General features: G+C 55.1%; 19 protein-coding genes. 15 read left to right on the forward strand and 4 right to left on the reverse strand.

What is annotated here, in order from left to right; translation table 11 throughout:
* Positions 1-103: 103 nt before the first annotated feature.
* The 6 genes from ABF287_RS05810 (at position 104) to ABF287_RS05835 (ending at position 8992) form a co-directional block, all read left to right on the forward strand.
* Complete coding sequence (locus tag ABF287_RS05810) at positions 104-2116, forward strand: ABC transporter substrate-binding protein (RefSeq protein WP_347184071.1); 2013 nt, start codon at positions 104-106, stop codon at positions 2114-2116.
* Between the two features lie 80 nt (positions 2117-2196).
* Positions 2197-3210 carry an ABC transporter permease gene (locus ABF287_RS05815; protein WP_347184072.1) on the forward strand — a complete coding sequence of 338 codons (1014 nt, stop codon included), beginning with the start codon at positions 2197-2199 and terminating at the stop codon, positions 3208-3210.
* 11 nt (positions 3211-3221) lie between these two features.
* Positions 3222-4367, forward strand: a complete 1146-nt coding sequence (locus tag ABF287_RS05820; RefSeq protein WP_347184073.1) for an ABC transporter permease — start codon at positions 3222-3224, stop codon at positions 4365-4367.
* Positions 4360-5970 (forward strand): ABC transporter ATP-binding protein, encoded by a 1611-nt coding sequence (locus ABF287_RS05825; protein ID WP_347184074.1) that lies wholly within the window; start codon positions 4360-4362, stop codon positions 5968-5970. The genes ABF287_RS05820 and ABF287_RS05825 overlap by 8 nt, the downstream gene beginning before the upstream one ends.
* Positions 5971-6058: 88 nt before the next feature.
* Positions 6059-7429, forward strand: coding sequence for an alpha-glucosidase/alpha-galactosidase (locus ABF287_RS05830; protein WP_347184075.1), 1371 nt, complete (start codon positions 6059-6061; stop codon positions 7427-7429).
* 18 nt (positions 7430-7447) lie between these two features.
* The gene (locus tag ABF287_RS05835; protein WP_347184076.1) at positions 7448-8992 is read left to right on the forward strand and encodes a tryptophan halogenase family protein; all 1545 of its coding nucleotides are present in this window, start codon (positions 7448-7450) and stop codon (positions 8990-8992) included.
* Between the two features lie 20 nt (positions 8993-9012).
* Here the strand turns inward: ABF287_RS05835 and ABF287_RS05840 are convergent, their stop codons facing one another.
* Positions 9013-9816: a helix-turn-helix transcriptional regulator gene (locus tag ABF287_RS05840; protein ID WP_347184077.1), complete on the reverse strand. Its 804-nt coding sequence runs from the start codon at positions 9814-9816 to the stop codon at positions 9013-9015.
* A gap of 107 nt (positions 9817-9923) precedes the next feature.
* Here ABF287_RS05840 and ABF287_RS05845 point away from each other — a divergent pair, with 107 nt between their 5' ends.
* Positions 9924-10652 (forward strand): aspartate/glutamate racemase family protein, encoded by a 729-nt coding sequence (locus tag ABF287_RS05845; protein WP_347184078.1) that lies wholly within the window; start codon positions 9924-9926, stop codon positions 10650-10652.
* Positions 10649-11497 (forward strand): asparaginase domain-containing protein, encoded by an 849-nt coding sequence (locus ABF287_RS05850; RefSeq protein ID WP_347184079.1) that lies wholly within the window; start codon positions 10649-10651, stop codon positions 11495-11497. The genes ABF287_RS05845 and ABF287_RS05850 overlap by 4 nt, the downstream gene beginning before the upstream one ends.
* Here the strand turns inward: ABF287_RS05850 and ABF287_RS05855 are convergent.
* On the reverse strand, positions 11490-11960 hold the full coding sequence (locus ABF287_RS05855; RefSeq protein ID WP_347184119.1) for an Rrf2 family transcriptional regulator: 471 nt from the start codon (positions 11958-11960) through the stop codon (positions 11490-11492). The genes ABF287_RS05850 and ABF287_RS05855 overlap by 8 nt on opposite strands.
* A gap of 160 nt (positions 11961-12120) precedes the next feature.
* Here ABF287_RS05855 and ABF287_RS05860 point away from each other — a divergent pair, with 160 nt between their 5' ends.
* The 3 genes from ABF287_RS05860 to ABF287_RS05870 are packed head-to-tail and all read left to right on the forward strand — an operon-like array spanning position 12121 to position 17310.
* Entirely contained in the window at positions 12121-12714 is a 594-nt protein-coding gene (locus ABF287_RS05860; protein ID WP_347184080.1) for a hypothetical protein, read from the forward strand.
* A complete protein-coding gene (locus tag ABF287_RS05865; protein ID WP_347184081.1) occupies positions 12641-14092 on the forward strand; it encodes a DNA polymerase Y family protein in 1452 nt (483 codons plus the stop codon). The genes ABF287_RS05860 and ABF287_RS05865 overlap by 74 nt, the downstream gene beginning before the upstream one ends.
* A complete protein-coding gene (locus tag ABF287_RS05870) occupies positions 14089-17310 on the forward strand; it encodes an error-prone DNA polymerase (protein WP_347184082.1) in 3222 nt (1073 codons plus the stop codon). The genes ABF287_RS05865 and ABF287_RS05870 overlap by 4 nt, the downstream gene beginning before the upstream one ends.
* Before the next feature lie 13 nt (positions 17311-17323).
* Here ABF287_RS05870 and ABF287_RS05875 read toward each other — a convergent pair whose 3' ends face one another.
* A complete protein-coding gene (locus tag ABF287_RS05875; protein ID WP_347184083.1) occupies positions 17324-17608 on the reverse strand; it encodes a DUF2218 domain-containing protein in 285 nt (94 codons plus the stop codon).
* A gap of 107 nt (positions 17609-17715) precedes the next feature.
* Between ABF287_RS05875 and ABF287_RS05880 the strand changes: the two genes are divergently transcribed.
* Positions 17716-17973 (forward strand): sulfurtransferase TusA family protein, encoded by a 258-nt coding sequence (locus tag ABF287_RS05880; protein WP_347184084.1) that lies wholly within the window; start codon positions 17716-17718, stop codon positions 17971-17973.
* Here ABF287_RS05880 and mobA read toward each other — a convergent pair.
* Positions 17960-18568: a molybdenum cofactor guanylyltransferase MobA gene (mobA, locus tag ABF287_RS05885; protein ID WP_347184085.1), complete on the reverse strand. Its 609-nt coding sequence runs from the start codon at positions 18566-18568 to the stop codon at positions 17960-17962. The genes ABF287_RS05880 and mobA overlap by 14 nt on opposite strands.
* 222 nt (positions 18569-18790) lie before the next feature.
* Between mobA and ABF287_RS05890 the strand changes: the two genes are divergently transcribed.
* From ABF287_RS05890 to ABF287_RS05900, 3 genes are all read left to right on the forward strand, one after another.
* The gene (locus ABF287_RS05890) at positions 18791-19375 is read left to right on the forward strand and encodes an ANTAR domain-containing protein (RefSeq protein WP_347184086.1); all 585 of its coding nucleotides are present in this window, start codon (positions 18791-18793) and stop codon (positions 19373-19375) included.
* A complete protein-coding gene (locus ABF287_RS05895; protein ID WP_347184087.1) occupies positions 19372-20547 on the forward strand; it encodes an ABC transporter substrate-binding protein in 1176 nt (391 codons plus the stop codon). The genes ABF287_RS05890 and ABF287_RS05895 overlap by 4 nt, the downstream gene beginning before the upstream one ends.
* Before the next feature lie 283 nt (positions 20548-20830).
* On the forward strand, positions 20831-22198 hold the full coding sequence (locus ABF287_RS05900) for a CmpA/NrtA family ABC transporter substrate-binding protein (RefSeq protein WP_347184088.1): 1368 nt from the start codon (positions 20831-20833) through the stop codon (positions 22196-22198).
* The last annotated feature ends 18 nt before the right edge of the window (positions 22199-22216 follow it).

Consider the following 22216-nt stretch of genomic DNA (forward strand, 5'->3'; position numbering starts at 1 on the left):
TTGAGTGATTTTCCGGAAGCCTTATCCTCAATTTCGGAAGACAGAAAATACCCCGTTCGATTGAATGGTTGGACATATCATTGTGTCAATGGGAGGAGACAATATGTATAAGAAACTCACAAGCACCTGCGGTTTGATGGGCGCGACAGCATTGCTGTCAGCCATCGTCGCACCTGCTTTTGCGGAGATGATGCCGCCGGAAAAAAGCCTATCTGGTTTGGAGTATGAATTGATCGGCAAGGCCGACATTTTCGATTACGCCGCACTTGATAGCTATTCTGAGGCACCGTTTTTGACTGAGTTCGTTGCGGCCGGCAAATTGCCAGCTGTGGCAGATCGTTTGCCATCTGAGCCAATCGTCATGAAAACAGGCGCGATGTCCGATGGCATTGGCGAATACGGCGGTGTGTTCCGTCACGTGATCGGTGGCCGCCCTGAGGGTTGGAACTGGATGGCGGGTCAGCACCAAGGCTGGGGCGGCATCAACATGGCGATGCAAGAATGTCTCGTGCGCCAAGGTCCACGCTGGCAGGTGAAAGCCGAAGAGCAAACAGGCCCACTGCCGAACCTCGCGCAGTCATGGGAATGGAATGCAGATCGCACCGAAGTCACCATGCACCTTATGGAAGGCGTAAAATGGTCTGACGGCGATGCGTTTGACGTCGAAGATGTGCGCTTCTGGTGGGAAGACAACGTTCAAAACGAAAGCGTTGCCTCACGTATGCCGGCTGATTCATTCGGTGGCGCTGGCACAACGATGGAAGTGATTGACGACTACACGTTCAAATTCACCTTTGCATCGCCACAGTCCGAGAACGTTCTCGAAGGCCTCGCCTACATCCAAGGGTGCCCTGGTCCGAGCCACATTTTGAAATCCAACCACCCGTCTTACAATTCAGACGCGACATATGAGAGCTACACAGGCTCCATGCCAAATGACGTGACGCCTGCGGTTGTTTTGGGCGCTTGGGTGCCAACAGTGCACCGCCCAGACGAGTTGGTGATCATGCGTCGCAACCCGTACTACTTCAAAGTGGACGAAAGCGGCCAACAGCTGCCTTACTACAACGAAATGCACTTCAAACTCTCCACTTGGGGCGACCGGACTGCACAAGCTGTGGCTGGCACGGGTGACTTTTCCAACATGGAAGATCCAGGCAACTTCGTTGAAGCCTTGAAACAATCCCAAGATGCAGACAGCCCCGTTGTGGCCAACTTTGGTCCACGTGTTTTGTCTTGGCGCTTGATGCTCAACTTCGATGTGGCCTCTGCACCTGATGATTACGAGAAAGCACTGCGCGGCGTGTTCCGTGAAAAAGACTTCCGTGTGGCTTTGTCTCACGCGCTGGATCGTAACGCGATTGGTCAATCCGTAGCTCGTGGTCCGTTTGCTTACCCCTACGTGGCTGGTTTCGCGACAGGCTCACCTTACTACGATGCGGACTCATCTGTGTTCCAAGCCTACGACCAATCCAAAGCAGCAACCCTGCTTGACGGTCTTGGCCTTGCAGACTCAGACGGTGACGGCATTCGCAACCTGCCAAACGGTGGCGACAACATCATCATCGATGTGCTTGTCGAAGCTGAGCGCAATGCGGACTCCAAACAGCTAGAAGCCGTGGCATCACAGCTCGAAGAAGTGGGCATTCGCCTGCAGGCACGGTCTTCTGATGGCACAACGCTCGACACAAACCGCACTGGCGGCACTTACACAGCGATGCTCTCGCGTTTGCCTGTGATTTTGCCAACACGTGAAACTTGTGAGAGCTTCCCAGCTGGCACCAACTGCCCGAACTTCAACAAAGGCGGCGATCGTCTGGACTTTGAAGCGGAGCTTGAAACAGCGTTTAACGCGTTCAATGCAAGCAATGATGCCGCAGAGCGCGCGCAATTGGCCAAAGACATGCAAAAGCTGATGACCGAAAACGTGTACTACATCGGTACGGTTCAGGTTCCAGCGGCTCTCTTGGTCAATAAACGCGTTCGCAACGCACACCCAGGCACGCCTGTGTTCATGTACGAATGGGCAGAAGACAGCGTTATGCGTGAGCGCCTGTGGACACCAGCTAGCCTTCAGGTTGGCGAAATCCTCCCAGGAACTGTCGCCGAATACTAGGTTGATGGTAAGCGGCGCGGTGGGCTTGCTGCCACCGCGCCGCTTTTTCAAAATTCACACCAAAACCAAAGGTGGATCGAATGGGATTTCTACTCTTCATTCTACGGCGTATCGTTGTGACGATCCCGCTCTTGATCGGGATCTCCATCGCTACGTTTCTCATAATCAACGCTGTTCCGGGTGACTATGTCGACCGCTGGCTTGGCATCACGATGGCGCAAACGGGCCAAACACGTGAAAGCCTCATGCCGCGAGCCATTGAATTGCGCGCGCAGCTTGGCCTCGATCAACCTTTGTACCAACAATACTGGATCTGGATCAAAAACATCGTTCTGAGTGGCGATTTCGGCCAGTCCTTTTCGCAATCTCGCCCTGTGGCCGACGTCATCGGTCTGCGGCTCTGGCGCTCTATCGGTATCGCATTGGTGACGCTGGTTGTCGGCCAAGCTTTGGGTGTTTTGCTCGGCATTTACGCCGCCACCAATCAGTACAAATGGGGCGACAAGCTGGCGACATTCGTCGCATTCATCGGCATCGTGATCCCGAAATTTGTTGTTGCGCTTATCCTTTTGTATTTCCTCGCCTTCGTGTGGCACTCACCCTACCTCGGATCGCTGTATTCGCCTGAATTCCAAGTTCAAGAGGGCATGTCATTCGCCAAGCTTTGGGATCTGTTCTTGCACGTTTGGCCCATTCTGGTGATTTCGATCTGGGCTGGCCAAGCCTACACAACCCGCATGATGCGCGGCAACTTGTTGGACGTGATGAACGCGCAGTACATCGAAACTGCCCGTGCCAAAGGCCTGTCGCGTCGCAAGGTTTTGTACAAACACGCTGTGCCGAATGCGTTGCACCCCGTGATCATGAACATGGGCGCGCGCTTTGACTACATGATCAAAGGCGAGCTTGAGATCGCGATCGTGTTGGGTATTCCCACCCTTGGACCGCTGATTATCAACGCCGTTGGTGAACGCGATATGTACGTTGTTGCCGCGATTTTCTTGCTGGTGGCTGTCTTGATGGTGGTGGGCAACCTGCTTGCTGACATCGCGCTGGCCCTGCTGGACCCACGCGTCCGCAAAGCTACGGTTTAAGGAGCAGACCAATGACAGATCAAATGATAGATCAAACGCCAGATGCTCCTGATTTCAACATGAACTCAGAAGTCGCCTCAGGACCGTCACTGTCTTACTGGCAATTGGTACGCAAGCGCTTTCAAGGCAATCGGACAGGGATGATCGGGATGATCATTTGTTGTGTGATCGTCTTTACCGCGATGTTTGCGCCGTTCTTGGCGCCTTACACACCCGCCACCAAAGACCGCACGGCAATCTACACGCCGCCACAATTGGTGCGCTTTATTTCTGAAGACGGTGGGCTGACGCGCCCGTTCGTCTTGGGCTTTGCCGAGGAAATGAACCCTGTCACGTATGAGATCACGTTTAAACCGTCGCATGAGCAACGTGTTGATCTTGGGCTGTTTGTCCAAGGAGAAGACTACAAGTTTCTGGGCATGACGTTTTCAACACATCTTTTTGGCGGTGTTGATGGCGCACCGGTGCACTTTCTGGGCACAGATGGCCTTGGGCGCGACGTGTTTAGCCGCATGCTTTACGGTAGCCGTATTACGCTTTTGATGGGGCTGATTGTGATGGGCGCTGCCTGTGTGATCGGTACCTTTGTGGGTGTGACCTCTGGCTACATGGGCGGACGCACCGATACGATCATCCAACGCGTGATCGAGTTTGTGAAATCCTTTCCGGATCTGCCGCTCTATCTGGCTTTGGTGGCTGTGTTGCCGCGTCGCGCTGACCCGATGCTCACGTTTATCATGTTCGCTGCTATTGTTGTCGTTCTGAAATGGGCCGATCTGGCGCGCGAGTTGCGCGGCAAGGTGATCGCCATTCGCTCGGTCGAATTTGTGCGGGCTGCTGTCGCAGTTGGTGCCAATGACAGACGTATCATTGGGCGTCATATCATTCCGAATATGTCGTCGCACATCATCGTTTGGGCCACCTATGTGTTGCCCGAAGTGATCTTGCTTGAAAGCTTCTTGTCTTTCTTGGGGGTTGGCATTCAGCAACCCATGGTCTCATGGGGCGTGATGTTGAACGCTGTGCGTGACTTTCAATCGCTTGCTTCCGCGCCTTGGCTTCTTGCGCCTGTTGGCATGATTATTCTTTCCGTTCTGGCCTTTAACGCCCTTGGCGATGGCCTGCGCGATGCAATGGACCCGTATGCAAATGACTGATCCTCTCTTGAGCGTTGAGAACGCAAAAATCTCATTTCGGACTGTTGTCGGCCAAGTCGATGCGGTGAAAAACGTCAGCTACGAAGTGCGCAGGGGTGAAACCCTGGCCGTGGTTGGCGAAAGTGGATCGGGCAAATCCGTGACAGCGCGTGCGGTCATGGGCATGTTGGCCCCGAATGCGATCGTGGGTGAAGACACCAAGATCATGTTCGATGGCGAAGACCTATCCGAGTGGCCTGAATTGAAGTTGCAAGACATTCGTGGGCGCCGCATTGCGATGATCTTCCAAGAACCGCTGACCAGCTTGAACCCCGTGTATAAAATCGGTGATCAGGTCGGTGAAATCATCACGGCGCACCGCAAGATCAGCAAGGCTGACCTGCGCAAAGAAGTGGTGCGGTTGCTCGACGAAGTGCAATTGCCCGATCCTGAAACACGGTTCAGCCAATACCCGCATGAAATGTCCGGCGGTCAGCGTCAGCGTGTGATGATCGCGATGGCTTTGGCCAACAATCCCGATCTGTTGATCGCGGATGAACCGACAACGGCTTTGGACGTGACGGTGCAGGCGGAAATCCTGTCCTTGCTCAAAGACCTACAGAAAAAGCACGGCATGGCTGTGGTGTTGATCACCCATGATTTGACCGTGGTGTCCAAAGTGTCAGACACGGTTGTGGTCATGCGCCAAGGTGAAGTTGTGGAACGCGGCAACACCCAAGAGGTGTTCGAAAACCCGCAGCACCCCTACACCAAACACCTGATCAATTCAGAACCCAAAGGGCACCCTGATCCTTTGCCTGAAAATGCGGAACCTGTTCTGTCGGGTTCGCATATGTCGATCAGTTTCATGTTGAAAGCAGGTGGCTTTTTCAATCCAAAGCTGACGGAACTTAAAGCCGTTAACGATATTTCTGCGACGATCCACAAGGGGGAAACTCTTGGAATTGTTGGAGAAAGTGGATCTGGAAAAACCACGCTTGCCATGGCGATGATCAAGCTTGGAAACTATCAAAAAGGCGAGATTACTTTCCAAGGTAATCGCATCGACCAACTGTCTCGCAAAGACATGCAGCCTTACCGCACCCGCATGCAAGTGGTGTTCCAAGACCCGTTTTCATCGCTCAATCCGCGCATGATCATCCGGCAGATTTTGGAAGAGGGTCTGATCGTCAACAACATCGGCGGTTCTGCAGAGGCACGGGACGCGTTGGTGCGTCAGGCGCTGGATGATGTGCACATGCCACACTCCGCCCTTGACCGGTTCCCGCATGAGTTTTCGGGCGGGCAACGTCAGCGGCTTGCGATTGCACGTGCGATTGTCTTGTCGCCAGAATTTATCTTGCTCGACGAGCCGACATCGGCGCTCGATCTATCGATCCAAGCCCAGATTATTGACCTGCTGCGCGAGCTGCGTCGCAAGCGCGATCTGAGCTATTTGTTCATCAGTCACGACCTGAAGGTGGTGCGTGCGCTGTGTCACAACGTGATCGTTATGCAGCGCGGACAGGTCGTCGAAATGGGCCCAACCGAACAAGTTCTGACGGATCCCAAAACGGCATACACACGCCGGCTTGTTGACGCTGCTTTCAACGTGGTTGCGTGATTTTCCGGAATGGAAACGGCGTTTCCGAAACGCCAAAGCCGACCTGCTGGCATAGATAGAATCGAATACTTCTCAAGGAACGAACCTGATGACTAACTCACCCAAAATCACCTTTATCGGTGCAGGATCTACTGTCTTTATGCGCAATATCGTCGGCGATATTTTGCAACGCGAAGCTTTGGGCAACGCGCATATCGCACTGATGGATATCAACCCTGTGCGGTTGGCTGAATCCGAAGCCGTTGCAAAGCGCATGGTGTCGACTTTGGGCGTTTCTGCTCAGATCACCAGTCACAGCAATCAACGCGAAGCGCTTGATGGCGCGCATTTTGTGGTCACAGCTTTCCAAGTGGGGGGCTATGATCCGTGCACAATCACCGATTTCGACATCCCGAATGAATTCGGTTTGCGTCAAACCATCGCCGACACGCTTGGCGTTGGCGGCATCATGCGTGGCTTGCGCACTGTTCCGCACCTGTGGTCCGTTTGTGAAGACATGTTGCAGGTCTGCCCTGACGCGACGTTGATGCAATACGTGAACCCAATGGCGATCAACACATGGGCGATTGCGCGTAAATATCCAACGATCAAACAGGTTGGCTTGTGTCACTCTGTGCAAGGCACCGCCAAAGAATTGGCGCATGACTTGGACATCCCTGTCGCAGACATTCGCTACCAAAGTGCCGGTATCAACCACATCGCATTCATGTTGAAATTTGAGCAGCGTTTGAAAGACGGATCTTACCGCGATCTGTACCCTGATTTGTTGAAAGGTTATGAAAGTGGCGCATTCCCAAAACCAAGCCCCTACGACGATCCACACAGCGAGCGCTGCCCAAACATTGTCCGCTATGAGATGATGAAACGCCTTGGTTACTTCGTGACCGAGAGCTCTGAGCACTTTGCCGAGTACACACCTTGGTTCATCAAAGAGGGCCGTGACGATCTTATTGAGAAATTCAAAATCCCGCTGGACGAATACCCAAAACGCTGCATCGAACAGATGGCGAATTGGGACGAAGAGCGTGAGCGTTTGAAAACAACCGACACCATCGAGATCAAGGAAAGCCATGAATATGCCTCCGAGATTGTGAACTCGATCTGGACCGGCACGCCATCGGTGATCTACGGCAACATCGCCAACCACGGTTTGATTTCCAACCTTCCCGAAGGATGCGCTGTCGAGGTGCCATGTTTGGTGGATCACAATGGCATTCAGCCGACAACCGTGGGCATGTTGCCGCCACAATTGGCCGCTGTGATGCAATCAAACGTGACGGTGCAAGGCCTGACAGTCGATGCGCTGATCAATGAGAACGCAGAGAACATCTACCACGCTGCGATGATGGATCCGCACACTGGTGCCGAGCTGGATCTTGAACAAATTTGGGCTTTGGTTGATCGTCTGCGTGGCGCGCATGGCGACTGGTTGCCAGAATGGGCACGCTTGACCGCGTAAGCCGCCTTAGGGGATTTGATGACACAAACAGACAAAACGCAGGCGCAAAAACATATCGCGATTGTGGGTGGTGGAACGGCAGGGTGGCTGACAGCCTTGGTGTTGCAAAAAAGCGCAGAGCAATCTGGCGTGCCTGCGCGTTTGTCTGTCATTGAATCCCCAAATATTCCCACAGTTGGTGTTGGCGAAGGGTCGACCTCGATCTTTCGCCAAGTGCTGCTTGATCTTGGCTTTGATGAGGCCGAGTTCTTGCGTGAAACGGGGGCCACGTTCAAGTTTGGCATCCATCACGAAGGCTGGCGCAAAGATGGCGGCAGCTATTTTGGTCCGATTGATGACCCGAACGCTTTGGGGCCTGTGCCTGATGGTTTGCCCAGCAATTGGCTGCATCAGGCCCGCATCGGGGCAGGTAAAGATGTTGCCGCGACCCATCTGTTCACATGGCTGATGCGCGGGCGAAAATCGCCCTATGCGTGCAAGAAAAACGGGGATTTGATCGCCGTCAGCCCCTTTCATTATGCCTATCATTTTGATCAATCACGGCTTGGGCGCTATTTGGCGTCAAAAGCGCAGGGCATTGATCACATTCGCGGCGAAGTGGCTGGCGTTCAGCGCGATGCGCAAACGGGCGATATCACATCGCTTCAGATGCAAGACATGCCCGATATCCCCGTCGATTTGGTCATCGATTGCACCGGATTTCGACGTGCTCTCATAGGTCAGCTTGAGGCTGGATGGGTGTCGTATGGTGATATCCTTCCGCTGAACAAAGCGATGCCCTTTTGGCTGGATCATGATCCCAAAAAAGACATCGCGCCTTACACGCAAGCCAAGGCGCTTGGGGCAGGGTGGATGTGGGGCATTCCTGTGCAGGACCGTATGGGCTGTGGCTATGTGTTCTCAGATGCGCATTGCTCAGAAGACCAAGCGCAACAAGAAGTTGAGGCCACATTGAGGCAACCCATTGAAGTAAGACGCGTTTTGTCCATCGCACCAGGGCGCTTGAATGCAGCTTGGGTTGGAAACTGTATCGCGATTGGCTTGGCGCAAAGCTTTTTGGAGCCGCTTGAGGCGACATCCATTCATGGCAGTTTGGTGCAGGCCTTGATGATCAGCCGCATTGGGTTGGACAAAGTCCTGACGGGGGACGTGGCTGCGGTGCGCGCTGGGTACAATGCCACCGTGGCACGCCAAGTGGATGATTTCGCGCAATTCATCAATCTGCATTACGCAGGCGGGCGCGAAGACACTGAGTTTTGGCGCGCCATGACCGCCACGGGTCTGACCGCGCAAACACAAGACAGGTTGCAGCGCTGGTCCAAGCAGCCGGTTTTGCGATCTGATTTTACGCCGTTCCCCGGTGGGCTCGCCCATGTGGAAGAACAGCTTTATACGCCGGTTTTGGATGGATTGGGATTGCTGCCGCAAGCACCTGCAAAGCGTCTGTTTGATGCGAGTCCAAAATCACGCGCGCTTGCACGCAAAACAACCGAGAAACTGACGGCTGAGTTTAAGACGGCTGCGCGCTCTGCCATCGGACATCGCGCGTTTTTTGACCTCTAGGCGCTCATTTACAGGGCGCGTTATCGCGAATAGGCCTCAAACACTTGCGGGCCGCTGGCGGCGTTATCGATCATTTCAAGCACATGTTCTGGAATGTGAGGGCTGTCAAAATCGAACAACCCACATTGGCGCAGGGCCGTGAAGGCACGCATAGAGGGGGGCGGGCGCTCAAAGACCACGCGCACCGCGCAAGGCATGTGGGCGCTGTCGGCTGAAACACCAAGTTTGATGCCGTGAATACGGGTCCAGCGCATGGCGTAATCGGGATAAAGAACGGTTTGGGTCATCTCAACTTCGGCGCCATATTCATGGTCGAACATGAAAACGCGATCCCCCGTCATCATGGCTGCCCCTTGGTACTTAAAGTGGTGCCGACAAGGTTTGTCGTGTGGCCCCATGCGTTCAAGACGTTTGTAAAACATGTAGTGATCGCGTTGTTCAAAGGTGATCAAATTGCGAATGATTTTACCGGGCTGAGACATGGAAGCGTAGTATTCCCAGAAGAACCCGCTCATATTTTGGATGCGGGCCTCGCTTTTGGCCATGACGCGGTCGATATGTTGATGCAACGAGCGCCCTGTGCTGTCCGTGTCGAGCTTGCGGATTTTGATCAATTCGGCAAAGTCGTCTTGCGGCAGCATGAGTTCGTGCAGCTCTACCCCGAAATAATCGCATATTTTGCGCATGAGACCCGTGCGAGGGGTGGAAGTTCCGGCAATATACCTGTTGAGTTGACTGCGATTGAGATCCAAGTCTCGCGCGATTTGCGAGATGGATGTCTTGAACGAGCACAACAGGCGAAGGTTTTCGGAAATCTCAGACAACTGGTCCTCTTTCTTGCAAAAAATGCATCACTTCGCGCCAGTTTGCGCGGGTTGGCACAATTGTCAATGGATGTTTGAGCGCACATGATCAGATTATGGAGACATTGATGACGCATCGGCCCTTTACCATTGGGATCATTGCAGGTTCGGGACCCGAGGCTGGGATGGACCTGTGGAGCAAGGTGGTTGTGCAAACTCAGAAACAGCTTGGGGATGGGTTTCGCGGGGATATCGACGCGCCGCGGGTTGTGATTGTGTCAGAACCTCAGCTTGGCTTGTCGATGGATTTGCGGCGGAACGAAGCCGATACATGGGCTGCATTGGAGCAGACTGTACGCCAAATTGCACCGCAGGTGGATGTGTTTGCAATTGCCTGCAATACGTTGAATTGGTTCGCACCAAGGGTAGAAAAGCTTTTGGATCGCCTGTCGGATTCAGGTGATTTTCTGTCGTTTCAATCTGTTTTGGAACGAAAGCTTGCACAAACCGAACATTCTCGGGTTGGTTTGTTGGCGGCTGGCCCTGTGGCCGCATTGGATGATTTTTCGGTCTATGCCGCGATGGGATCCACGGGGCTGTTTGAGACGCCCGACGATGCAGATGCGCTGCACGGGCTTATTGAGGATGTGAAACGACTGGGGCAATCGGACCCAAGCTTGTCACCCCGCATGGCGGCTGTTGTGCAAAGTTTGGCGTCTGAGATTGTTGTGCTGGCCTGTACGGAACTGCCGCTTATTGCCACGCCTATGCGCGGAAAAACATTTATAGACGTGACAGAATGCGTGGCTGAAACGCTGGCTGCACGCGCGATCAATGCTGAAGGTGCCAAGATATGAAACTTCTTTTGATCCACACTGGCGGCACCATCGGCATGGTGTCTGGGCCGCATGGTTTGACGCCGCAAGATGGTGTCGTTGAGGCCGCTGTTTTGGCGCGACTGGCTGCGCATATCGAGTTGCATCAGCATGTTTTTACGCCATTGATTGACAGTGCCGACATGGGACCACAACACTGGAATGCTATCTTGGACGTGATTGATGCGCATCCCAATTGCGCTGTGCTTTTGACTCATGGCACCGATACGATGTCTTTCACTGGCGCGGCACTTTCGCAAGCGTTGGAAGGTCTCGGGCGGCATGTTGTATTGTGCGGCTCTATGGTGCCTTTGGGGGCAGGGGGCGACGCAGAGGGCAATCTTGATTTCGCGATTGATGCGTTGAGCAAGTGCGCCGACGAGGGCGTGTTTTTGTCCTTCGCAGGCAAGATTTTGCCCGCAAATGGGCTGGTCAAGCATAACTGCTTTGAACTCGACGCTTTTCGGGCCACACCGCAAGATTCTATTGCGGCACCCAAACGCCGCCGGTTCCCCGACAAAAAACTTGCGGTTGTGACGGTGACGCCAAACCTTCCCGTGGTGGCGCTGTCCGCGATGTTAAAAGAATTGGACGGCGCTGTTTTGCGCGTGTTCGGTGCGGGCACGATCATGTCTGACGCCAGTGTGATCGCGGCGCTGTCTGAAGCGGTTCAAAACGGCGTTGTTCTTCGCGCGGTTAGCCAATGTGAGGTGGGTAATCTTGAACCTGGCAGTTATGCTGCGGGTCAATTGCTGTGGCAAAGCGGTGTGCAAAACGGCGGGCGTGAGACGCCTGAGGCCGCATTGGTCCATCTTTGGCTTAATTGAGCGTCGGTGCGCAGCGGGCGATTTGCGGTGGGGTTAGGCTTAGAATGGCCTCTAGCCCACAGTTGTCTTGCACCAAGTCTTCAAGCGTGACCTGATCAAGTTCCTGAAAAAAGGCTTCCAAGGCGCGTTCGATATGGGCGCGCAAACGGCAGCTGCCTGTCAGGGGGCATGTGTTCGTTGTTTCGGCAAAACATTCCGCAAATGGCGTGGGGCTTTCAAACAGGCGAAACAATTGCCCGATGGATATATCCCGTGCGGGTCGCCCAAGTTTCAACCCTCCGGTTCGCCCGCGTTGGGTGGCGACATAGCCATGTGCATGGAGTTGATGCACCACCTGCGCCAGATGGTTGCCCGATGCGTTACAAGCCTTGGCGATATCGGCAGAGCGCACGGTCGTGTCTTTGTGGACGGCACAAAACATCAAGATGCGCGCGGCGAGATTGGTTTTGGTTGTGAGGCGCATGCGTTGCGTACTTTCGACTTGTGGGGCGTCCGAACGCCAAAGCGTTGTCCCGAACGTGTTCTTGATGTCGTAGTCGGTTTGGCCCCGCACGTAACTGATCTAGATCAGATGGGGGCATTCTGGGCTGGGAATCAATTAATGTTCACTCTATGTTCTATTTATGCAGTCAGATTTTACCAGTCAGTTTCCTGTGCGCGTTGGGCGCACCCATGAGGTGACAGGCCCCAGCGCGACCTCTTTTGCCTTTGCTTTGGCGGGGGCGCGCGGCGGGGCTGTGCTGTGGGTTTGTGAGGCGTGGCTGGCGGATCAGATTAATCCAATGGGGTTTGGCATCTATATGGATCCGCAAAATCTATTGATTACAAAGGTGAAAGATCAGACTGATGCGCTGGCTGTCACCGAAGAAGCCTTGCGCTCTGGCGCGGTGAGCGTGGTGATTGTGGAGCTGACAAAGCCGCTGAGCTTCACGGCGGGGCGGCGTTTGCAATTGGCCGCTGAGGCCGGAAAATCCACGGGGCTGTGCCTGTTGCCTGAGGGAATGGGGAACAATGCGGCACAAACGCGGTGGCATTGCGCCCCGCTGTTTGATGCCACGCCATCGCAGACGGACTCGACTCTACAGCGTTGGGAGATTATTAAGAACAAATCAGGAACATTGAAGATTTGGGATGTAAAGTGGGATGCGCAAACGCGTCGTATCAGTGTGGTTTCCGAGGTTGCCCAGCGAACGGGTTCTGCGCGCACGCCCGATTGATGGCCCCTTTGCCCTTACGCATCACCAAGCAAATACAGAGCGCATCTATTGTTTGAATGCACAGGCTGAACGGGCGGGGTTGCATCGCGGAATGGGCTTTTCAGATGCGCGCGCGTTTTGCCGTGATCTGCAAAGCCGTCCTGCCGATGTGCGGTCTGATCAAAGGTTTTTGCACAGTCTTGCGCGGTGGTCGGAACGGTATTGCCCTTGGGTTGGGCTGGACGGCGATGATGGTTTGGTTTTGAACATCGCCGGCTCTGCCCATCTGTTTGGCGGTGAAAGCGCCATGCTGGGTGATATGCGGCACCGGCTTGCGCGCACGGGGCTGAGCGCGCGTCTTGGAGTTGCCGATACACGCGGGGCAGCGTGGGCTTTTGCGCATTTTTCTGCGGGTCAAACAGGTGCACGGCTGCGCGATTTGCCCGTCGCTGCGTTGCGCCTTGAGGCGAAAACCTGCACCGCGTTGCAGCGGGTTGGTTTGCGGCATGTGAGCGATGTCATGGCACTGCCGCGCGCCAGTGTGGCGCGGCGCTTTGGTCAAGATGTGCTGATGCGTCTGGATCAAGCTTTGGGCGATATCCCCGAAGAAATTTCGCCGCTGCAAGAGGCCCCGCGCTATGCCGCGCAGATGAGTTTTCCCGACCCCATTGGCACAGGCGATGACATTATGGCGGCGGCCGAACGGCTGTTGGCGCAGGTCTGTATGCGTTTGAAAACGCAAGAAATGGGCGCGCGTATTTTGCAGCTGACCCTGCGCCGCGTTGACCAAAAAAGCCAGCAGGTTGAATTGCGTTTGGCGGCCCCTTTGCGGGATGCGAAACGTATTTTGCCGCTGTTTCAGCGCGGCGTTGATGCGGTTGATCCAGGATTTGGTATTGATCAGATTCAATTACAGGCCACGCGAGTGGAGCCGCTAGAGATCCAGCAGATCGATCATACTGGCAGCAAGGTTGCCACGAAATTGGACGATCTGATCACACGCATTGGTGTGCGGGTGGGGTTGGATAATGTGCAGCGATTTTTGCCAGCGGACAGCCACATTCCTGAGCGGAGTTTTTTGACAGCCAGTGCCGCGCACAGTCGCGCCAGTGGGGCATGGGTGCATCTGCGCACGCGCCCCATTCGGCTGTTCGGGCCGGACCCGATTGCCGCGCAAGGCACCCGCCCGCCACAAACGTTTCGCTGGCGGCGGATGTTTTTGACAACCGCACGGGCCACAGGACCGGAACGGATCGCGCCAGAATGGTGGTTTTCGGATGACAATTGGCGCTCTGGGGTGCGTGATTATTGGCGGGTGGAGACGCGCCAAGGGCGACGACTTTGGTTGTTTTACACCCCTCAAAACCCAGGTTGGTTTGTGCATGGAGAATTCGCATGAGCTATGCCGAACTGTGTGTCACATCCAACTTTACCTTTCTGCGCGGCGCCTCGCACCCCGAAGAGTTGGTCACCCGCGCGGCAGACTTGGGCCTGTCCGCGATCGCCATCACGGACCGCAATTCTTTGGCCGGTGTGGTGCGGGCCTATTCTGCGCTCAAAGAACTGCGCCGCGAGCTTGGGGACGCTGCCCTTTTGCCCAAGCTTATCGTCGGGGCGCGGCTTATTTTGCGCGACAGTGACACGCATTGGATTGCGTTGCCGCATGACCGCGCGGCCTATGCGCGCCTTACGCGGCTTTTGACCTTGGGCAAACGGCGTGCCCCGAAAGGGGCGTGTTTTTTGGATCTGCGGGATCTTTGTGATGGCTGCGCCGGTATGAGCTTAATCGCTTTGCCGCAAGGGGCGCTGCGCAACAGTCGTGCCGATATTGCACGGCTAAGAACTTGTTTTCCCAGTGATGTTTTTGTTGGCGCCGCCCCGCGTTATGATGGCACCGATCAGGCCTATTTGGCCGCGTGCAGCCAGTTGGCGCATCGCACGGCGGCCCCCATGGTGGCGGTGGGGGATGTGTTGATGCATCACGGGTCGCGGCGGCAATTGGCAGATGTTTTAACCTGCATGCGGCACCACATCACGATTGATCAGATCGGCACGCGGGCCTTGCCCAACGCCGAGCGCCGCTTGAAACCTGCCGCAGATATGCAGCGGTTGTTTGCGCGTCACCCCGCCGCGTTGCGCCGCACGACCGAGATTGCTGCGCAGTGTAGTTTTTGCTTGTCTGAGTTGTCTTATGAGTATCCAGACGAAGTCGCAGGGGATGAGCCACCGCAAGATCGCTTGGCGCGTTTGGCGCAGGAGGGGCTTGGGCGTCGTTACCCGCATGGTGCGCCAGATCGTGCGCTTGCGCAGGTGCAAAAAGAGCTGGCCTTGGTCAAACAGCTCAACTTTCCGGCGTATTTTCTGACAGTTCATGACATCGTTCAGTTCGCGCGGTCTCAGGGTATTTTATGCCAAGGGCGCGGCTCTGCTGCGAATTCTATCTTATGTTATCTTTTGGGGATCACCGATGTCAGCCCCGAGGTGATCACCATGGTGGTGGAGCGGTTCGTGTCAGAACACCGTGGTGAGCCGCCGGATATTGATGTGGATTTCGAACATGAGCGTCGGGAAGAGGTGATCCAGCATATCTATGCCAAATACGGCCGCCACCGTGCGGGTCTTTGTGCCACTGTGATCCATTTTCGGTCGCGAGCGGCCATTCGTGAAGTGGGCAAAGTCATGGGGTTGTCGCATGATGTGACGGCCAATTTATCGGGGCAAATATGGGGCCAGTCGAATGGGGGCGCTGATCCCAAGCGCATCAAAGAATTGGGGCTTGATCTGAGCAACGCGCGCTTGGCGCAGACGATCAAGCTGATTGGCGACATCATCGGGTTTCCGCGTCATCTCAGCCAGCATGTGGGTGGGTTCATCATTACCAAAGGGCGACTGGACGAGCTGTGTCCGATTGAAAACGCCGCCATGGATGATCGCACGATTATTGAGTGGGACAAGGATGACATCGATGCGCTGGGCATTCTGAAGGTCGATATTCTAAGCCTCGGGATGCTCACCTGTATTCGCAAAAGCTTCGATTTGATCGCGCTGCATGGCGGGCAAACTTACAGCATCGCCACGGTGCCCCAAGCAGACACACCGACCTTTGATATGCTCTGTGTGGCCGATGCTGTGGGGGTGTTTCAGGTGGAAAGCCGCGCGCAGATGAATTTCTTGCCACGGATGAAGCCACGGGAATTTTATGATCTGGTGATCGAGGTCGCCATCGTGCGCCCCGGTCCCATTCAGGGCGGCATGGTGCATCCTTATATCAATCGCAGACAGGGCAAAGAGCCAGTGGCATTCCCGTCAAAAGAGCTTGAAGAGGTGCTTGGCAAAACGCTCGGCGTGCCTTTGTTTCAAGAACAAGCCATGCAAATCGCTGTGGTTGCGGCGGGGTTCACGCCATCTGAGGCGGATAAGCTGCGCCGCTCTATGGCGACGTTTCGGCGGATGGGCACCATTGGCCAGCTGCGTGATAAGTTCATTGGCGGCATGTTAGAGCGTGGGTATGAGCCGGCTTTCGCGGAAAGTTGCTTTTCTCAGATCGAAGGCTTCGGTGAATACGGGTTTCCCGAAAGCCATGCGGCGGCCTTTGCCATGTTGGCCTATGTGTCGTCTTGGCTGAAATGTCACCACCCTGCGGCCTTTGCCTGTGCGTTGCTGAATTCCCAACCCATGGGGTTTTACGCGCCAGCGCAGATCGTGCGCGATGCCCGCGAACACGGGATCGAGGTGCGCCCGATTTGCGTCAACAACAGCACATGGGACAACACACTGGAACGTCGCGCCGATGGCACGCTGGCCCTGCGCCTTGGGTTTCGCCAGATCAAAGGGTTCCGTGAAGAGGACGCCGCATGGATCGTGGCAGCGCGGGGCAATGGCTATCCTGACCCCGAAGCTTTGTGGCTGCGCGCGGGCCTAACCCCAAGCGCGCTTGAACGGTTGGCCGAGGCGGATGCCTACGCGGATATGGGGCTTGGGCGGCGCAATGCCTTGTGGCAGGTCAAGGCCATCCGCGCGCCGAAACCTTTGCCATTGTTTAATGATCCGCTGGATGGCGAAGGCATTGTCGAGCCCAAAATTGACTTGCCCGCCATGCATTTGGGCGAAGAAATGGTCGAGGATTATGTGGCCATGCGATTGTCTTTGCGCGCGCACCCCATGGAATTGCTCAGGCCCAATATGCACGGGCTCACGCCGCATGCCGAGTTGGCAACTGCGCCTTTGCAACGCACGCATGTCTGCGGGTTGGTGATCACCCGTCAACGCCCTGGCACGGCGTCTGGGGTGATTTTTCTCACGCTAGAAGATGAAACAGGTGTGTCAAATGTGGTGGTGTGGCCAAAGGTGTACGAACGTTTTCGCCGCGCTGTCATGGGGGGGCGTTTGTTGCGGGTCACGGGGCATTTGCAACGAGAGGGCATCGTGGTGCATCTGATCGCGCAAGATGTGCAAGACATGTCGCATCATCTTGGCGAGTTGGGTCATCCGATGGATGAGGCCATCGGCATCACCCAGCCCCAAGCGGATGACGCGCCACGCACGCCAGCCGTGAAAACAGCGCGCCACCCACGCGAGCAGGCAAAGCGGCTGTTTCCAAGCCGAGATTTTCACTAGTGAGTGAGGGCGCTCAAGCTTCCCAAGGCATGTTTTCGAACTCTTCGCGAAAGGCAAAGCGCACGAGGTGGCGATCCACCACATCTTTGGCGCGTACGATGCCTTCGTCGTCAGAGGCCGTTACCTGAATCCAAAGAGAGCCTTCAACGGCTTTCAGATCCACAGGACCAAAGGGAAAGGTGATCTTGCCCACCGTTTCGGTGAATTCAACGTCGATTTTGTGGCCAAAGTGTTTGCAAAGCTGTTGCAGGTATTTTGAGCCGTTTGCTGTCTTCAATGTCGCTTGTGCGGTTTTCATACTATATCCTATCGTTTCGCTAAGGATAAGGGGGCAGGCGGCAAGCTACAAGGGGCAGCGCTGAGAGAGCATAGACAAATTGAGCGTAGCCACATATGTCAGCGCATATGAAATGGGACCAAGATATCGACGCCATTGGCCTTTTGTGCCCGCTGCCGGTGCTTAAGGCGCGTAAGGCTTTGCTGGCGATGCAATCGGGGCAGGTGTTGCGGCTTGTCGCCTCTGATCCTGCGGCCGTGATCGATGTTCCGCATTTTTGCGCTGAAGCGGGTCACAGGCTTTTGGCTCAAGAGGCGGCGGATGACGTCCTTGCCGCTTACAGTCCAACCAAGACTGCGCAAATCTACTATATCAAACGCGGATAAGCTTTTCGGCCTGTTTCAAATCTTCCGGCGTGTTGATGTTAAAGAACGGGTCGTTCGGTGTCGTCTTGAACGTCACATATGTGGCGCCTTGGCTATCTGCCCACTCTGTCACTTTGCGCGTGCCGGCGGATAGCGCCGCGCGCAGGTCGTCGCGTAGATGCGTGGGCCAAAGTCCAAAGGTTGGATGCCGCCAAAGACGACCCTCTGTGTCGCGTGTGGCAGCAAGGGCAATCGTGTTCGGCGCGCGCTGGGCTTGCAGTTTTGCGAGCAAATCATGTGGGAAAAAGGGGGTGTCGACGGCCACCGTGACGACATCGCCGTGACCCAATTCTGCGGCCCAGTCCATCGCGGCCAAAACTCCTGCCAACGGACCAAAGTGATCGCCAGCGGAATCCGCAAACACGGGGATGTCAAAATCAGAAAACCGCTCAAGATCGTCATTGGCATTCAGCGCAAGCGGATCGCACTGCGTGCTGAGACGGGTGCAACAATGCTGCAAAAGCGACGCGCCGCCCAAAACACACAAGGCCTTATCGCGTTGGCCAAGCCGCATGCCGCGACCACCCGCCAAAATCATTGCGGGGCAGGAGGTCATGAACAACACATGCGGTGAGACTGCATCAAACGATCCGACATAAGGAAGCTGTAATCTGTGAAGTTTTGACCAAAAAGGCAAGAACAGTGGCGATTCAATTCATGGGTGACTTTAGGCATCAAAATCCGAAGTGATTAAAAATTAGGCGAATGGCCTGATTTCTGCGCAGCCAAGCGGCGCGCCTTCTTTACAAGGTCACGCGACTGTGGCCCATGTCACAGCATGGCCAATACTCTTTCTGTCATCGTCGTTGAAACCGACCCCGCGCGCGCCGAGCTTATCGTCGACAGCCTGTGTGAAGCAGGCGATTTTGACGTACATATTATCGCAGAGCCAACGGGTTTGGCGCGTCACATCAAAGCGCACAATCCTGACATCGTTTTGATCGATGTGGAAAACCCATCACGCGATATGCTTGAAGAATTGGCGCTGGCCTCTGGTCCGCTGGAGCGTCCTGTTGCGATGTTCGTGGATCGCTCGGATGAGGGTCTGTCTGCGGCTGCGATTGAGGCGGGCGTGTCGGCCTATGTCGTTGATGGCATGCACAGCCAACGGGTTAAACCGGTCATCGATGCTGCCATTGCGCGCTTTCGGATGTTCCAGCGCATGCGCACAGAATTGGCCGAAACCAAACGCGCGTTGGAAGAACGCAAAGTTATTGATCGCGCCAAAGGCATGCTGATGCGCGCCCGCGGGATTGGCGAGGATGAGGCCTATGCGCTGTTGCGCAAGACCGCGATGGATCAAGGCAAACGGGTTGCGGATGTGGCCAATGCATTGGTCACAGCGGCGGGGCTTTTGGCATGAAGGGCACCGTTATTTCCGTCGGCTTCATGCCGCTTGCCGATGCCGCACCGCTGATCGTGGCCCAAGAAATGGGCTTTGCCGCCGAAGAAGGTCTGGCACTGGATTTGCGCCGTGCGCCCTCTTGGTCGTCCTTGCGCGATATGCTGAGTTTTGGCCAAGTTGATGCCGCACATATGTTGTCGCCTGTCCCTGTTGCTTCGGCTTTGGGCCTTGGGGGCGCGCGGGCCAAACTGTCTGCCGTATCGGTTTTGTCCATAAATGGTACGGTTGTAGGCGTTTCTAACGCTTTGGCGCAGCAAATGCGCGACAAGGGTCACACCTTTGATTTTCACGATGCCTATGCTGCGGGCAAGGCGCTCATCGCCGCCTCAGGCGCGCGGTTGCGCATCGGGGTGCCATTCCCGTTTTCGATGCATGCAGAGCTGTTATACTATTGGTTGTCTGCTTTAGGCCTGCCTGCGCCACAAAGCGTCGACATCAAAACAGTGCCCCCGTCTTTGATGGCAGAAGCGATCAAGGCCGGAGAAATTGACGCCTTTTGCGTGGGTGAACCTTGGGGGTCGATTGCCGTCGAAAATGGCGTCGGTGAACTGCTTTTGCCCGGGTCCGCGATTTGGTCCTGTGCCCCTGAAAAAGTGCTTGCCGTTCGGTCTGAGTGGGCTGAACAAGAGGCGGCCTTGATGGGACGATTGATCCGCGCGGTTTGGCGCTCTGGGCGCTGGCTGTCCGATCCTGAATCACGCATTTTGCGCTCAGAGCTTTTGGCGCGCCCCGAGTATTTGAACATGTCGCCGGAAATTTTGGACAGATCGTTTGATGGGCGATTGGTGATTTCCAAAGCGACACCAGAACGCCCTGTCGATCAGTTCATGGAATTCAGCCAAGGCGCTGCTAGCTTTCCGTGGCGGTCCCAAGCGGAATGGATCGGCGGGCAACTTGCAGCGCGTTTGGGGCTTGATCGCCCTGCGGCTTTGGCGGCTGCGGGATCTGTGTTTCGAAGTGACCTTTACCGGACTGCACTTGCTGGCGTGACGTCGGAATTGCCGACGGCGTCGTTCAAAGTTGAAGGTGCGGTGGAAGCGGAAATGGCCGTTGGATCAGAATCAGGAAAGCTCATTTTGCAGCCCAACAGATTCTTCGACGGGCGCGTTTTTGAGCCTTCTTTGAGCTAACGCACAAATATTAGGCAAAAATGCCGAGAGTTTTTCGGCGTTTTCGAAAAACACTGTAATGCCGTTGCTGCAACCGCGAAACACCTGTCAACTCAAGTTATCGCATGGCAATGGCGCCGCGATACAGAATTCGTTTCCAGTGATGGAAGCTTAGAGCAAAGCCGCTCGATACGTTCGCCCTCCTCCTCCCGGGTGGTCCGTATCGGCGGCTTTTTTTATTTTTCAGTCCGGGGCCTTTGGCCGTTGGGCGCAGACCACAGATCAAGAACACAGGGATACTTTGATGAAAAAACTTCTCCTCGGACTTATCGCCAGCACCGCGCTTGCCGGTCCAGCATTTGCACAGATGCTCGATCTTGAAAAAGACGAGCTGACATTTGGCTTTATCAAGCTGACAGATATGGCACCGCTTGCGGTGGCTTATGAACAAGGCTTCTTTGATGATGAAGGCTTGTTTGTGACTTTGGAAGCGCAAGCGAACTGGAAAGTTCTTTTGGACGGCGTGATCGACGGCACATTGGACGGCGCGCACATGTTGGCGGGTCAGCCATTGGCGGCCACAATCGGTTACGGCACCGAAGCCCACATCATCACGCCTTTCTCAATGGACTTGAACGGCAACGCGATCACTTTGTCCAACGAGGTTTGGGAAACAATCAAGCCAACTTTGCCAACAGATGAAGACGGCAAAATCATGCACCCGATTTCAGCGTCTGCGTTGCAGCCTGTTCTTGATGACTACGCTGCAAAAGGTAAGCCGTTCAACATGGGCATGGTGTTCCCAGTGTCCACGCACAACTACGAGCTGCGTTACTGGTTGGCCGCGGGTGGCATCAACCCTGGTTACTACTCACCTGAAAACGTATCAGGTCAAATCGGCGCTGAAGTCTTTTTGTCTGTGACACCTCCGCCCCAGATGCCTGCGACTTTGGAAGCGGGTACGATTGACGGCTACTGTGTTGGTGAACCTTGGAACCAACAGGCTGTGTTCAAAGGCATCGGCGTTCCTGTGATCACCGATTACGAACTTTGGAAGAACAACCCAGAGAAAGTCTTCGGCATCACCAACGAATTCGCCGAGATGTACCCGAACACCACGAAAGCTGTGGTGAAAGCGCTGATCCGCGCGGCTATGTGGCTCGACGAAAACGACAACGCCAACCGTCCTGAAGCGGTGGAAATTCTGTCACGTCCTGACTATGTGGGTGCCGATTACGAAGTGATCGCCAACTCTATGACAGGGACATTTGAGTACGAAAAAGGTGACTCGCGTTCGGTGCCAGATTTCAACGTGTTCTTCCGCTACAACGCGACATACCCGTTCTACTCTGACGCTGTTTGGTACCTGACACAGATGCGCCGTTGGGGTCAGATTGCTGAGCCTAAATCTGACGAATGGTTCGATGAAGTGGCAAAATCTGTCTACAAACCAGAGATCTACTTGGAAGCGGCGAAGCTTTTGGTCGACGAAGGCCTGGCAGATGCAGCAGATTTCCCTTGGGACTCTGACGGCTACAAAGCGCCAACACCTGCAGAAGACATCATCGACGGCATCCCGTTTGATGGCTCAGCACCGAACGCTTACCTCGAGAGCCTCCCGATTGGTCTGAAAGGCGATCAAATCGTCTCAGGATCTGACATCAAAGGCTAACACTTAAGTGGAGCGTCT

Source organism: Pacificibacter sp. (assembly GCF_039769035.1).
GTDB lineage: Bacteria > Pseudomonadota > Alphaproteobacteria > Rhodobacterales > Rhodobacteraceae > Celeribacter.